Origin of the sequence: Pseudomonas sp. GW531-T4 (assembly GCF_017349615.1) — a bacterium.
Taxonomy (GTDB): Bacteria; Pseudomonadota; Gammaproteobacteria; order Pseudomonadales; family Pseudomonadaceae; genus Aquipseudomonas; species Aquipseudomonas chlororaphis_I.
Genome location: NZ_JACMZT010000039.1, coordinates 12569 through 26907, shown reverse-complemented (window position 1 = coordinate 26907; position 14339 = coordinate 12569). Strand labels below are relative to the sequence as shown.

The following is a 14339-nucleotide window of genomic DNA, read 5'->3' as shown; positions in this document are numbered from 1 at the left end:
CGGGACCTCCTGTCCGCGAGGCGTGGGTCGGCACACACCTCGGTGATTCTTCGATCGACTCAACGGATGCAAACGAAAAAGCCCCAGGCCATGCGACCTGGGGCTTTTGCGTTTCTGGCTGGCGCACTCGGCGGGATTCGAACCCACGACCCCTGCCTTCGGAGGGCAGTACTCTATCCAGCTGAGCTACGAGTGCAGTGCGGGCGACATCATACCCATGTCGGCTTGGGGCGTCCATGCGGTTTTTTCTCGCGTGATGATTGGTCGTCGCCTCGTTGTTTGTCTTGTCCTTCGCGATACCCGAAAGCCCCTTCGCCCTATTCACAAGTCCTCCCGTCGGACGTCCCTTTGTTTGCTTTGCTCTATGGCTTCAAGCGCTCTAACCGCTGCGTGCTGGCGCAGCGATTTCCTACCAGTCAAGGCGAACGCATGCATTCAAAAGGCGCGGTAATGCTCGATTTTTCGTTGCGTCAGACTCTGCTGGCACGCTCCGATCTGTTCAGGGGGATGCCGGACACATTGATCCATTATGTGGCCACCCATTCCGTGGAGCGCTCGCTGAGTGACCGGGAGGTGCTCTATCTCAAGAGCGAGGCGCTGGATTTCATCGCGCTGGTCGCCGAAGGGCAGGTGTATTCGGTGATTCATGGCCCGGACGGGCGCGAGCAGATTGTCGGCAGCGCCGGCGTCGGCCAGGTGGTGGGCGAGTCGGCGCTGATCGAGGGCCACGCCCGGGAAACCTCGGCCTTCGCCTGTGGCCCGACCCGGGTGCTGCTGTTGGGGCGGCGACATTTCCGGGTGCTGTACGACGAGCCGCTGTTCTGGCAGCGGGTGCTGATGCTGCTGATGACGCGCCTGATGAAGGTCCTCGAGTTGCTCGAACTGGTTTGCCTGCACCGCCTGGAGTCGCGGTTGGCGCGGTTCCTGCTGGCCAGTATCGATGACTTCGAGCTGGCCCCGCTGACCTGTGCAGCGGTGCCGCGCAACCAGGGCATCCTGGCCGCGATGCTCAACACCAGCCGGCCGAAGCTGAATGTTCAGTTACAGCTGTGGCGGCGTTCGGGGGTGATCAGTTGCCAGAGCGGCCGGCTGGTGATCAACGATGTCGAGCATCTGCGGCGCAAGGCTTGCTCGCTGAATTAATTGTTCAACTGTTCCCCAGGTAACAGCGAACGCCTGTTGCGCGATCAGAGACTGTCGGCTCATCAAGGAATGCACAGGGAGTGCTGGCGATGGGATCTTTTCGTGAAGTGGCGGCGGTCGATCGGTTGTTCGAGGCAAGCTGGCGAGCGGTCTACCCCGAGCTGATGCGCCGGGCCAACCGGCGAGCCAGGGGCAACCTGGCCCTGGCCCAGGAATGGCTGTCCAACACGGCCGTCAAAGCCCTGCTGTTCTTCAGGCGTTCCCCGGAACGCATCCGAGAGCCGCAGGGTTTTCTGTTTCTGGTGCTGGACCACGTCTTTCTCGACAGCCTGCGGCGCAGCAAGCGCGAAGGGCAGGTGTTCGATCATTCGGTCGACCTTGAGCACGATCACCAGGCCCTGCTCGCCGCGCCTTGCCTGTCGGTGCTCGAGTACGTCGAGCAGTTCGAGCGACTGACGCAACTGGGCAGTCGCGTGGCGCAGTTGCCAGTGCTCCAGCGGCGGTTGTTTGAAATGCGTTTTGTCGAGGAACTGCCGTACCCGCAGATCGCCGCCGAGTTGGGCATCGCCCAGCCCCTGGCGCGCAAGCGCGTGCAGTTGCTGCGCGAGGCGCTGCGCTGACAGCACTTTTGCATTCACAGCCGCGGATGTCGGGCGTTCTTGTTTCATGAGCACCTGAAACCGCCGACGAGTTCACCGCCAGCGCGCCTGCGCTGGCGTCTTCCATCAAGGAGAGATGTATGCCAGAGGTCAACAGCCAGATTACCGACGCGGTAACGCAAACCAACGTCAAGGTGGTGGCCGAGGCGCCGGCCCAGGCCATTGCCTCGCTGTACCAGGTGGCCAGTCATTCGGCGGGGCTGTCCCTGCAGAATGCGGTCAACAGCCAGCAGGCGTTGAATCAGATCTCCAACGCGGTGATCTCCAAGGCTGTGTCGCTGATCATGCAGATCGGCGAGAAGCCTTGACGCCTGGGGAGAGACCTCATGTTCTGGTTCAAGAAAAAACCTGCTGCCACCGCCGAGCCGGAGACTGACGCCACGCCGGCGACCGACCCTGAGGCGGCCAATCCCAAGCCAGGCGATACCGAGCCGAGCAATCCCAAGCCGAGCACTCCCAAAGCCGCTGAGCCTACGGCTGCGGGGCCGCAGGTTGCTGATTCCACTACAAGGGGCACCTCCCCGCCACCCAGCACTCCCGCCAAGTCGCCGCGCACGGTGATGGACCGCATGAACGAGCACATGATGGTCCAGGTCGCGGCGCCGCCGACCGGCAGCACCGATGCGCTGAACAGCCAGATCGTCGAGGCGGTGGAGTTCACCAACGCGCAGACCTTCAGCTATGCCCCGGCGCAGATCGCCATCGCCCCGGACATGATGATCAGCCAGGCCGCCGGCCTGGTCGCGCAATCGGCGGCGGGCTATTTCGACGGGGTCAGCAAGCTGGCGCTGGCGGCCCAGGCGGTATTGCTCGAGCAGATGACGAAAAACATCGTCGAGAACCACCCCGAAAAAGCCGCCGAGGACGCCTTGGGTGCCCTGGCCACCGACCTGCTGGTGGGGGCGGCGGCCGCGGTCGCCGCGGCCGCTGGCGCCCTGGAGGCGACAGCGGCGGGCATCGCCATCGACAAGATCGACGAGAGCATCGCCAAGTACAGCAACACCCTGGCCAATCGCGGCGCGCCGCCGTCCTGATTCACGCCGTCCCGGCGTCATGAGCACCCAGTCCCGGAGCCCCTCCGGGACTGTGCAGCAGCACGTTCAACACGCACTTTTCTTTAATGAGGAGCGACATCATGCAGCCTGGAGATATTGTTTTTTCAGTAGCCCAAGTGGACGACAAGCTGTCCACCAGCATTCCCCGCGCGTTCATTCGCGCGGGGCAGTGGATCAAGGCCAAGATGTTCGGCGACGGTTCGCCGAATGTGCCCGTGGTGCACGCGGCCATCGCGATCAGCGATACCTGTGTGATCGAAAGCGTCGGCAGTGGCATCCAGATGACCGATCTGTCGAGCGAGGCGGTCAAGCGCTCGGCGATGGTCTATTCCTGCGGTGACGACGATCTCGCCCGGGCCGCCGTGGTGGCCGCCGAGCAATTCAACGGCGACGTCGGCAGTACCCAGATCAGTGGCCGCTACAGCGTATGGAACGCGGCGTTGTCGGTGTTCAAGCGCACCCCGTTCACCCCCGAGTTGCAGGCGCGGATCAACGAGTCGGTGGCGATCGGCAACGTCTCGTTCTGTTCGCAATTCGTCGCCAACAGCTACGAGGTCGGCAACCTCTACAACAACGCCAACCTGCTGCCACCGCCGCCCGCGGTCTTCGATACCCGTCCCACCGCCATGACCCCCTGGGACCTGGCCTCGTCCTGCGACAGCGACGGCAAGTTCTACTTCGCCGGTTTCTGGCAGGACGGCATCGAGGTGCGGCTTTAGCGGCGCGGCTCCGTGTCTGAAGGAGGACATCCAGATGCCCCAGGAAAACCAGGACTCGCTCGCGGGTCTCTACCAATTGGCCGACGCGCTCAACCTGAGCCTGTCCGCGGGTGAAAAGCAGATTCTCGAAGCCTGGATGCGCAGTCAGCCGCAGACGGGTGTCATCGACCAGGTGCTCACCCAGACTCAGCACCTGATCGACAACGAGAAGCAGCGCACCAGCGAGTTGATGGCGCAGGCCAAGGCCAGCGAAGGCGCGCTGCAGCAGAGCGCCCAGCAGCGCGAAGCGGTGATTCGCCAGTGGCTGGCGGCCAAGCAACAGGCGGCTGCCGCCGAGGCGGGCGCCAAGCCCGCGCAGGCGCTGACGCCCGAGCAGACCGAGCTGATCCAGCAGGCTGTCAATGCGGCCGTCCAGGCGCGGATGCAGGGGCTGGTCGAGCAGGTCGAGGCGGTGATTTCCCGTCTCGGCCAGCCAGCCGGCGCCCCGGCGGAGCATTGAGCGATTGCGTATTCACAGCCTGTGTTTTGCCACGTTCATTGATTAACACGGAACCCGCCGTGTACTAACAAAGGAAGTTGAACCATGCCATTAGTCAACGAGCAAATTACCGACGCGGTCACCCAGACCAACGTCAAAGTGGTGGCTGAAGCGCCAGCGATGGCCATGAGCACCATCTACCAGTCCATGGCCCAGGCCACGGCGATCCTGTTCCAGAACTCCGTTTCTGCGCAGCAGCAGCAAAACACCCTGGCCCAGGCGGCCACCAACCAGGGCGTGATGCAGATCTACAGCGTCGATACCACCGCCGGCGCGGCGGCGACTGAAAAAGTCGCCCAGGGCGGCGTGGCCGATAACCTGACCAGCCTGCTGACGATCCTCAAGTCGTTCAACCCTTGATCGGGCGAACGCTAACGGAAGTTGTTTTTTCTTAATAAGGAGTTTCATCTATGAGTACAGTCAGTCCGCAAATCACCGATGCCGTCACCCAGACCAACGTCAAGGTCGTGGCCGAAGCGCCGGCCATGTCGATGGGCACCATCTACCAGTCAATGGGGCAATCCGTAGCGATCCTGTTCCAGAACTCGGTCTCGGCCCAGCAACAGCAAAACACCCTGGCCCAGGCGGCCACCAACCAGGGCGTGATGCAGATCTACAGTGTCGACACCACCGCCGGCGCCTCGGCTACCGAAAAAGTGGCCCAGGGCGGTGTGGGCGACAACCTCACCAGCCTGCTGACAGTGCTCAAGTCGTTCACTTAAGACCTGGCCCTGAGAAAACCCCGCAGCCTTCCGGCTGCGGGGTTTTTTGCGTTTGCGCAACGCCAGCCCAACCCCAATCCCCTGTAGGAGCGAGCGTGCTCGCGATAAAGGACGCCCATTCGACACCCATGTCGACCGTCAGGCCGCCATCGCGAGCAAGCTCGCTCCTACAGGGGGCATCTGCCCCCAACCGCCGGGGCGGTGTCGTTGATCCGAAAGATTCTGCCAAAGCGGCGTTTTCGTTCTTTTTTTCGAACAGCCTATTGCCCTGTCCCCCGGTTGACCCTAGGATTCGTTTGAGATTTCAAACGCTCTTGTCTGAGAGCCGACCCGCCCGTCTATTCTGATAGGCGCTATTTCTGTGCTTGAGCCCGGTAACAGTTTTTCCTGACGGCAGCCTGTCAAGGCGCCTTTCAACAATCACAATTCGCTCCGCCCCGCGCGGTGCTGTTAAGGAAACCGACATGCAGCTTAAAGACGCCCAGTTGTTCCGCCAGCAAGCCTTCATCGATGGGGCTTGGGTCGACGCGGATAACGGCCAGACCATCAAAGTGAACAACCCGGCAACGGGCGAAATCCTCGGCACCGTGCCGAAGATGGGCGCGGCTGAAACCCGCCGTGCCATCGAAGCCGCCGACAAGGCCCTGCCGGCCTGGCGCGCGCTGACCGCCAAGGAGCGGGCGACCAAGCTGCGTCGCTGGTATGAGCTGCTGATCGAAAACCAGGACGACCTCGGTCGCCTGATGACCCTGGAGCAGGGCAAGCCACTGGCCGAAGCCAAGGGCGAAATCGCCTACGCCGCCTCCTTCATCGAATGGTTCGCCGAAGAAGCCAAGCGCATCTACGGCGACGTGATTCCCGGCCACCAGCCGGACAAGCGCCTGATCGTGATCAAGCAGCCGATCGGTGTGACCGCGGCCATCACCCCGTGGAACTTCCCGGCGGCGATGATCACCCGTAAAGCCGGCCCGGCCCTGGCCGCTGGCTGCACCATGGTGATCAAGCCGGCTTCGCAGACCCCGTTCTCCGCCCTGGCCCTGGTCGAGCTGGCGCACCGCGCCGGCATCCCGAAAGGCGTGCTGAGCGTGGTCACCGGCAGCGCCGGCGACATCGGCGGCGAGCTGACCAGCAACCCGATCGTGCGCAAGCTGTCCTTCACCGGCTCGACCGAAATCGGTCGCCAGCTGATGGCCGAATGCGCCAAGGACATCAAGAAAGTCTCCCTGGAGCTGGGCGGCAACGCTCCGTTCATCGTGTTCGACGACGCGGACCTGGATAAGGCCGTCGAAGGCGCGATCATTTCCAAGTACCGCAACAACGGCCAGACCTGCGTCTGCGCCAACCGCCTGTACATCCAGGACTCGGTCTACGACGCCTTCGCCGAGAAGCTCAAGGCCGCGGTGGCCAAGCTGAAGATCGGCAACGGCCTGGAAGAAGGCACCACCACCGGTCCTTTGATCGACGAAAAAGCCGTGGCCAAGGTCCAGGAACACATCGCCGACGCCCTGGGCAAAGGCGCGACCCTGCTGGCCGGCGGCAAGCCGATGGAAGGCAACTTCTTCGAGCCGACCATCCTGGTCAACGTGTCGAAAGACGCGGCCGTGGCCAAGGAAGAAACCTTCGGTCCGCTGGCGCCGCTGTTCCGTTTCAAGGACGAAGCCGAAGTGATCGCGATGTCCAACGACACCGAGTTCGGCCTGGCCTCGTACTTCTACGCTCGCGACCTGGGCCGTGTGTTCCGTGTGGCCGAAGCCCTGGAATACGGCATGGTCGGCGTCAACACCGGGTTGATCTCCAACGAAGTCGCGCCGTTCGGCGGCATCAAGGCCTCGGGCCTGGGCCGTGAAGGCTCCAAGTACGGCATCGAGGATTACCTGGAAATCAAATACCTCTGCCTGGGCATCTGATACCCGCGCCAAGGCATGGTTTTAAACGCCAGGGGCACGAGAGCGCTGTCCCCTGGCGTGCTGCAAACGCTATTTGAGTAGTGGCCGGGATAGCCGGGGCAGTCGATCATCGCATGCTGCCGCGGTTGCCTCCCCGCCACGTCATCCTTGAGCCACGCCGACCGATGAGCGGCGAATGAGGACACTATGAGCAAGACCAACGCATCCCTGATGAAACGCCGTGAAGCCGCCGTACCGCGCGGTGTCGGCCAGATTCACCCGATCTTCGCCGATTCCGCGAAGAACGCCACGGTAACCGACGTTGAAGGTCGCGAGTTCATCGACTTCGCCGGCGGTATCGCCGTGCTCAACACCGGCCACCTGCATCCGAAAGTCATCGCCGCGGTGACCGAGCAGCTGAACAAGCTGACCCACACCTGCTTCCAGGTCCTGGCCTACGAGCCTTACGTGGAACTGTGCGAAAAAGTGAACGCCAAGGTGCCGGGCGATTTCGCCAAGAAAACCCTGCTGGTGACCACCGGTTCCGAAGCCGTGGAAAACTCGGTGAAGATCGCCCGTGCCGCCACTGGCCGCGCCGGCGTGATCGCCTTCACCGGCGCCTACCATGGCCGCACCATGATGACCCTGGGCCTGACCGGCAAGGTCGTGCCTTACTCGGCCGGCATGGGCCTGATGCCAGGCGGCATCTTCCGCGCGCTGTACCCGAACGAGCTGCACGGTGTGAGCATCGACGATTCGATCGCCAGCATCGAGCGCATCTTCAAGAACGATGCCGAGCCACGTGACATCGCCGCGATCATCATCGAGCCGGTACAGGGCGAAGGCGGTTTCTACGTCGCGCCTAAAGAGTTCATGAAGCGTCTGCGTGCCCTGTGCGACCAGCACGGCATCCTGCTGATCGCCGACGAAGTGCAGACCGGCGCTGGCCGTACCGGCACCTTCTTCGCCATGGAGCAGATGGGCGTTGCCGCCGACCTGACCACCTTCGCCAAGTCCATCGCCGGCGGCTTCCCGCTGGCCGGTGTCTGCGGCAAGGCCGAATACATGGACGCCATCGCACCAGGCGGCCTGGGCGGCACCTACGCCGGTAGCCCGATCGCCTGCGCCGCGGCCCTGGCCGTGATGGAAGTGTTCGAGGAAGAGCACCTGCTGGACCGTTGCAAGGCGGTCGGCGAGCGTCTGGTGACCGGCCTCAAGGCGATCCAGGCCAAGTACCCGGTGATCGGCGACGTGCGTGCCCTGGGCGCGATGATCGCGGTCGAGCTGTTCGAGAACGGCGACAGCCACAAGCCGAACGCTGCCGCCGTGGCACAGGTTGTTGCCAAGGCGCGCGACAAGGGCCTGATCCTGCTGTCCTGCGGCACCTACGGCAACGTCCTGCGCGTGCTGGTTCCGCTGACCTCGCCGGACGAGCAACTGGACAAGGGCCTGGCGATCATCGAAGAGTGCTTCTCCGAGCTCTGATCCCGCCTGTGACCCGATCGACAAAAAGACCCGCTTCGGCGGGTTTTTTTGTGCCGATCGCGGCTGCGCGGTGCATTTGCGTTGTATGGAAGCCTCGGCATTGACTAAGGTGCAAGGGATTGCCCAGGGAGCGTGCTGCATGACTGCTGTGGATTTACCCGCTGTACCGCGAGTGTTGATTGCCGAGGCGGACCCTTGGTCTCGCGATTTGCTCAAGCAAGTGTTGTTGAGTGTACGTTGCGACGCGCGGCTGGATGTGTGCGCCGACGGTCAGGAAGCCCTGCAATTGCTGGCCGAAAACCCCTATGACCTGGTGATCGCTGACTGGGAGTTGCCCGGCGTCGACGGCCTCGGCCTGCTGCGCAGCGTGCGCCAGCGCAAGCGCAACCCGGTGCTGCCTTTTATCCTCATGAGCACTCGCAACGACAGTGCCAGCGTGCGCGAAGCCCTGCCGCTGGCGCCGACGGCCTACCTGACCAAGCCGCTGAACATGGAAGGCCTGACCCAGCGCCTGCAGGACCTGCTGCTGGACGCTGGCCAGGAAGTCTCGTGCGAGGTTCCGACCCTGGCGCCGGGCATGACCCTGTGGACCTTTCTCGAGCGCCGTCGCGAGCTGGCCGACGGCGCGCCGTTGCTCGCCGATGTGCAGCTGGCGGTGAAACGCAGCCTCAACCCCAACGGCCTCGACCTCAAGCTGCTGGAAGAAGAGGTGCGTACCGACCCGCAGATCACCGCGGTGCTGATCGCCGCGGCCAACAGCGCCGCCCAGCACCATGGCAGCGCCGTGCAGACCCTGGCCCAGGCCCTGCATCGATTGGGTACCGGGCAGAGCATGAACCTGATTCTCGGCCTGGCGCTCAAGCGCAGCGCGCGCCTGAGCGACCCGGCCCTGGGCGATTACGCCGAGCGTTACTGGGAGCTGTCGCTGCACACCGCGGAATACGGCCGGACCCTGGCCCGCTTGCTGGACCTGGACCAGGAGCGCTGCTATTGCGCCGGCATGCTGCATCGCCTGGGTGACCTGGCGCTGCTGCGTTGCCTGCAAGAGTGGAAACAGGCCGGTGGCGCGCTGGACGATATGGAAGAGATCGGCGATGCCCTGGAACAGTTCGGCGCGGCCTACGGTTCGGCCCTGCGCACCCGCTGGCGCCTGCCGCTGGAGCTGCGCGAGCTGATTGCCTCGGCCTACCAGCTCGGTGGCGGGGTTTATTCCCGCGAGGCCCTGGTGATGAACCTCTCCGCCCAGCTCGCGCGCCTGCAGCCATCCGAGGGCCTCGAAGAGCTGGCCAACAGCAAGACCGCACGCCTGCTCAAGATTGGCCTGCCGGAGCTGACCCGGCTGCGTAAAAGCTGATACCTCGACCAGCGGCTGGCGCAGCACATCTGTAGCCGCTGCCGAGCCCCGCGAGGCTGCGATCGGCTGCGAAGCAGCCGTAAAGTTCTTCCTGACAAAACGTGAGTTCAGGTTTTGCGAGGACTTCGTCGGAATGCCGCCCACCTCGATCGCAGCCTCGCTGACGCTCGGCAGCGGCTACGGAGTTCCCGTGAGGTCGTCTACCCCGAAACGATCCGGTTCTTGCCCTGGCGCTTGGCCTCGTACATCGCCGCGTCGGCGCGGGCGAAGAGGCTGTCGAGTTTTTCGTCGTCGGCGGTGAGGCTGGTCAGGCCCTGGCTGACGGTGATGCTGAACTGTCCCTCGGCATGGCTGAAGGTCAGGCGCTGGATTTCCCGCTGCAGGCGTTCGGCAACCTGGCGTGCCATGTCCGGGGCGCAGCCGGGGAAGAGGGCGGCGAACTCCTCGCCGCCGATACGCCCGAACAGATCGCCACGGCGCAGGGTGGCGCGGCCGGTCTCGGCGATGCGTTGCAGGACGTTGTCGCCCTCGGGGTGGCCGTAGGTGTCGTTGACCACCTTGAAATCATCGATATCCAGCAACAGGAAGGCCAGCGGCGTGCCTTGCTGGCGCGCCTGCTCGAATTCGCGGTTGGCGCATTCGAAGAAGTGCCGGCGGTTGCTGCTCTGGGTCAGCACGTCGGTGGTGGCCAGGCGTTGCAGCTCGGTTTCCAGGTGCTTTTTCTCGGTGATGTCCTCGGCGAGGCCGACGATGATCACTCGGTCCCCGGGGGCGGCATTGCGATTGATGAAGCACTTGTCGCTGAGCCAGCGGACCTGGCCCTGGGCATCGATGATGCGGTATTCGCGGTCTTCCACCGCGCCTTTTTCCAGCACCTGGGCCAGGGTCCGCTCGGCGTATTCGAGGTCGTCGGGGTAGACGCTGTCGCGCCATTCGTTGGCGTCGGCCAGCAGCAGGCCGGCGGAGCGGCCGAAGATGCGTTCATACGCCGGGCTGACATACAGCACCTGGCGGGCTTCCCAGTCGAAGGCCCAGAGCACGGCATTGACGCTGACCAGCAACGAGCTGAACAGCTGTTCGCGTTCCGTCAGCCGGGCAACCTCGCCCTGGGCGTGCATCAGCGCCATCAGGGTTTGCGCGGCCTCGGGCCACTGGGGCAAAGCGGATGGGAGTTGTGGGTTCTTGTTGACCATCGGCACCGATCTCAAAGCGCATGCCGCTCGGGAAACGAAGCGGCCACAGAAAGCCCGCCTGGATGGCGAAGTGTTGCTTGAGATAGGGGATTGGCGACGAAGTTCCCGGTTTCCGTGGTCTGGGTGCCGGCAGCCGCTGGGCGGTCACGGTGCCGCGGATGACGGGCTGGAACTCAGGGGACGGCGCGGGTAGCGAAGCCCACCGGCCACGGTAGCTGAGCTTGCCGTGGCGGGTGAACGGGCCAGCGTTAGGCGCTGGCGGGGCGCAGCGAGTAGGTTTTCAGCTGGCTGGCGAAGTCGCGCAGCGATTGGATCCCGCTGGCCTCGGCTTCGTGGACCCAGTCCTTGATCGCCGCCAGCATGTCGTGGCCGTTGGAGCTGGTCTTGGCCCAGATCTGCTGCAGCGCCAGGCGTTTTTCGTAGATCACTTTCAGGGCCTGGCTGTGCTCCAGCATGTTCTGGATGCGCGCATGGTGACGCTCTTCCAGCAGGCTGGTTTCCCGCGACAGCAGGCGCTTGGCGCGGTGGAACTGATGGCGCACCGAGTGATCGACCTTGTCCAGCTCCTGCTTGACCAGCGGTGCGATCACCAGCTTGCGGTACTGCGCCATGATCTGGAAACGGTTGTTGAGGATCGCCATCGCCGTGTCCATGTCCAGGTGGCCCTTGCCTTCGACCCGGTGGGCGATCGGCGCGACACGCTGCACCTTGGCCAGGCGCAGGAAGCTGAACACCTTGATCCAGGCCCAGCCCAGGTCGAACTCCCACTTCTTCACCGACAGCTTGGCCGAGTTGGGGTAGGTGTGATGGTTGTTGTGCAGCTCTTCGCCGCCGACCAGGATGCCCCAGGGCACCAGGTTGGTCGCCGCGTCGCGGCATTCGAAATTGCGATAGCCGACCGCGTGGCCCAGGCCGTTGATCACCCCGGCGGCCCAGAACGGGATCCACATCATCTGGATCGCCCAGATGGTGATGCCGATGGTGCCGAACAGCAGCAGGTCGATCACCGCCATCAGCGCCACGCCGCCCAGCTTGTAGCGCGAGTAGAGGTTGTGTTCGATCCAGTCGTCCGGGCAGTTCTTGCCGTAGATGCGCAGGGTTTCCGGGTTTTTCGCTTCTTCGCGGTACAGCTCGGCGCCTTTGCGCAGCACCGTGGACAGGCCCTTGATCACCGGGCTGTGGGGGTCGTCCGCGGTTTCGCATTTGGCGTGGTGCTTGCGGTGGATGGCGGTCCACTCGCGGGTGTTCTGCGCCGTGGTCAGCCACAGCCAGAAGCGGAAGAAATGTTTCAGGCCGGCGTTGAGCTCCAGGGAGCGGTGGGCTGAATAGCGATGCAGGTAAACCGTGACCGCAACGATGGTCACGTGAGTCATTAACAGGGTGACTGCCACCAGTTGCCAGGCCGACAAGCCAAGAAAACCTTCGTACCACATAGGCTGTAGGGCCCTCGATAAAGAAAAAACAGCAGTCGCATTATCACCAAGCCCACAGAGAAAACCAGTCGCCCTTTCAGATAAGAGTGGCGAGATGTTTCTTCCTCTATAATCCCTAGCTTTCCGTAAGGACATTGACGACCTTATGTCGGTTTCTTCTCGCGACGCTTTGCGCGCAGCCCTGCTCTACCTCTTGTTGTCTGTGTTGTGGCTGCAGTTCAGTGGTCATTTATTGAGCAGTTTCTTCGATGAGTCGAACGATCTGGCGCGCTGGCAACTGATCAACGGGTATCTCTGGGCGCTGGTCAGCGCGGTCCTGATCTTCATCGCACGGGGCCGCCTGTTGCGTTTGCTGGGCGCCGACTCCTGGCTGCACCACCAGCGCGAGGACCGCGAGCGTCTGCGCCAGGCGGCCGCGGTGTTCGATTGCACCCGCGAAGGGGTGCTGGTCAGCGATCGCCGGGGCCAGATCGTCCATGTGAACCGCGCGTTCATCGAGATCACCGGCTATCAGCGCGACGAGGTGCTGGGCCGCCAGCCGAGCATGTTCAAGTCCGGGCACCACACGGCGGATTTCTACCAGGCCATGTTCGATTCGCTGAACACCACGGGCGAGTGGAGCGGCGAGATCTGGAACCGGCGCAAATGCGGCGAGATCTACCCGCAGTGGCAGACCATCCGCGCCATCCGCGATGACGAGGGTCAGCTCAGCCACTATGTCGCGGTGTTCTCCGACATCAGCGCGATCAAGGATTCCGAGCACGAACTGGCCCACCTGGCGCACCACGATCCGCTGACCGACCTGCCCAATCGCCTGCTGTTCACCGACCGCGCCGAGCAGGCCCTGGCGTCGGCGCAGATTCACAAACGCGGCTGCGCGCTGCTGATGGTCGACCTGGATCACTTCAAGATGATCAACGACAGCCTCGGGCACAATGTCGGCGACCGCCTGCTCAAGGCCGTGGCCCAGCGCCTGCAAGGCATGTTTGGCCCGGGCATCACCCTGGCGCGGCTGGGCGGCGACGAGTTCGCCGTGCTGGTCGAGAGCTGCGCGCAGCCGGGGCAGGCCGCGGTGCTGGCGCAACGCATCATCGACGGGGTGAAGCAGCCTTTCCTGATGGACGAGAATCAGCTGTTCATCAATGCCAGCATCGGTATCAGCCTGTTCCCCAGCGACGCCCTGAGCGCCGAGCAACTGTTGCGCAATGCCGACACGGCGCTGTTCAAGGCCAAGAGCGCCGGGCGCGACAGTTACGCGCTGTACACCGAGGAACTGACGGCCCACGCCCAGCAACGGGTGGAGATCGCCTTCGAATTGCGCCGCGCCCTGGAGCAGCAGGAGCTGCGGGTGTTCTACCAACCGGTGCACGACCTCGCCAGCAGCCGCCTGGTCGGGGTCGAGGCGCTGGTGCGCTGGGAGCATCCACAGCGTGGCCTGGTGCCGCCTGGCGAGTTCATCCCGATTGCCGAGCGCACCGGGCTGATCGCCGAGATCGATGCCTGGGTCATGCAGCAGGCGTGTCGGCAGATGTGCCAATGGCAGGCGGAGGGCATGGCGTTGTCCTTCGTCGCGGTGAACGTCTCCAGCCGCCTGTTTGCCCGTCGTGAGCTGTACCAGCAGGTGGCCCAGGTGCTGCACGACACCGGCCTCGACCCGGCCTACCTGGAATTGGAGGTCACCGAAAGCGCGGTGATGGAAGACCCGGAAGTCGCCCTGGAGCAGATGCATCGCCTGCGCGAACTGGGGCTGCGCCTGGCCATCGACGACTTCGGCACCGGTTATTCCTCGCTGCTGCGGCTCAAACGCCTGCCGGTGCAGAAACTGAAGATCGACCAGGGTTTTGTCGCCGGCCTGCCGTGGGACGAAGACGACGCGGCGATCTCCCGGGTGATCATCGCCCTGGCCCAGAGCATGGGCATGCAGGTGCACGCCGAAGGCATCGAACAGGTGGAGCAGGCGCGGTTCCTCCTCGACCAGGGCTGCGACCTGGGCCAGGGCTACTGGTTCGGCCGCCCGGTGCCGGCGGCGCAACTGGAATGGGGCCGGGTGCCGCAGATCCACTGATTGCCGGACTTGCATCGATTCCACCTGTAGCCGCTGCCGCAGGCTGCGATCGGCCGGGACGGCCGTGGCGCGCGTGAGGACGTAGGA

Annotated in this window: 14 protein-coding genes and 1 tRNA gene; 12 read left to right on the top strand and 3 right to left on the bottom strand. The window is 63.8% G+C overall.

Annotation, left to right across the window (positions count from 1 at the left end; genetic code table 11):
- Nucleotides 1-119: 119 nt before the first annotated feature.
- Nucleotides 120-196: transfer RNA gene (locus tag J4D28_RS24565), tRNA-Arg, on the bottom strand.
- 254 nt (nt 197-450) lie between these two features.
- On the opposite strand from J4D28_RS24565, the gene J4D28_RS24560 reads away from it, so the two are divergent.
- From J4D28_RS24560 to J4D28_RS24510, 11 genes are all read left to right on the top strand, one after another.
- Complete coding sequence (locus J4D28_RS24560) at nt 451-1143, top strand: Crp/Fnr family transcriptional regulator (RefSeq protein WP_016705018.1); 693 nt, start codon at nt 451-453, stop codon at nt 1141-1143.
- Between the two features lie 89 nt (nt 1144-1232).
- Entirely contained in the window at nt 1233-1763 is a 531-nt protein-coding gene (locus J4D28_RS24555; RefSeq protein ID WP_028681523.1) for an RNA polymerase sigma factor, read from the top strand.
- 119 nt (nt 1764-1882) lie between these two features.
- Nucleotides 1883-2110 carry a RebB family R body protein gene (locus tag J4D28_RS24550; protein WP_007930328.1) on the top strand — a complete coding sequence of 76 codons (228 nt, stop codon included), beginning with the start codon at nt 1883-1885 and terminating at the stop codon, nt 2108-2110.
- A gap of 18 nt (nt 2111-2128) precedes the next feature.
- The gene (locus tag J4D28_RS24545) at nt 2129-2836 is read left to right on the top strand and encodes a hypothetical protein (RefSeq protein ID WP_028681524.1); all 708 of its coding nucleotides are present in this window, start codon (nt 2129-2131) and stop codon (nt 2834-2836) included.
- Nucleotides 2837-2973: 137 nt separating this feature from the next.
- Nucleotides 2974-3576, top strand: a complete 603-nt coding sequence (locus J4D28_RS24540) for a hypothetical protein (protein ID WP_016705019.1) — start codon at nt 2974-2976, stop codon at nt 3574-3576.
- A gap of 34 nt (nt 3577-3610) precedes the next feature.
- Nucleotides 3611-4075, top strand: a complete 465-nt coding sequence (locus J4D28_RS24535; RefSeq protein WP_009046380.1) for a hypothetical protein — start codon at nt 3611-3613, stop codon at nt 4073-4075.
- An 84-nt stretch (nt 4076-4159) separates the two neighbouring features.
- Nucleotides 4160-4474: a RebB family R body protein gene (locus tag J4D28_RS24530; protein WP_009046381.1), complete on the top strand. Its 315-nt coding sequence runs from the start codon at nt 4160-4162 to the stop codon at nt 4472-4474.
- A gap of 50 nt (nt 4475-4524) precedes the next feature.
- Nucleotides 4525-4836 carry a RebB family R body protein gene (locus J4D28_RS24525; protein WP_009046382.1) on the top strand — a complete coding sequence of 104 codons (312 nt, stop codon included), beginning with the start codon at nt 4525-4527 and terminating at the stop codon, nt 4834-4836.
- A 464-nt stretch (nt 4837-5300) separates the two neighbouring features.
- A complete protein-coding gene (gene gabD, locus J4D28_RS24520) occupies nt 5301-6743 on the top strand; it encodes an NADP-dependent succinate-semialdehyde dehydrogenase (RefSeq protein WP_009046383.1) in 1443 nt (480 codons plus the stop codon).
- Nucleotides 6744-6929: 186 nt separating this feature from the next.
- Nucleotides 6930-8207 (top strand): 4-aminobutyrate--2-oxoglutarate transaminase, encoded by a 1278-nt coding sequence (gene gabT, locus J4D28_RS24515; protein ID WP_009046384.1) that lies wholly within the window; start codon nt 6930-6932, stop codon nt 8205-8207.
- A 139-nt stretch (nt 8208-8346) separates the two neighbouring features.
- Nucleotides 8347-9561 (top strand): response regulator, encoded by a 1215-nt coding sequence (locus J4D28_RS24510; RefSeq protein ID WP_009046385.1) that lies wholly within the window; start codon nt 8347-8349, stop codon nt 9559-9561.
- A 200-nt stretch (nt 9562-9761) separates the two neighbouring features.
- Here the strand turns inward: J4D28_RS24510 and J4D28_RS24505 are convergent, their stop codons facing one another.
- Entirely contained in the window at nt 9762-10754 is a 993-nt protein-coding gene (locus J4D28_RS24505) for a sensor domain-containing diguanylate cyclase (protein WP_009046386.1), read from the bottom strand.
- Between the two features lie 248 nt (nt 10755-11002).
- Nucleotides 11003-12187 carry a delta-9 fatty acid desaturase DesA gene (gene desA / locus J4D28_RS24500; RefSeq protein WP_103331591.1) on the bottom strand — a complete coding sequence of 395 codons (1185 nt, stop codon included), beginning with the start codon at nt 12185-12187 and terminating at the stop codon, nt 11003-11005.
- A 145-nt stretch (nt 12188-12332) separates the two neighbouring features.
- Between desA and dibA the strand changes: the two genes are divergently transcribed.
- Nucleotides 12333-14252 carry a phosphodiesterase DibA gene (gene dibA, locus J4D28_RS24495; protein ID WP_103331592.1) on the top strand — a complete coding sequence of 640 codons (1920 nt, stop codon included), beginning with the start codon at nt 12333-12335 and terminating at the stop codon, nt 14250-14252.
- Nucleotides 14253-14339 lie beyond the last annotated feature (87 nt).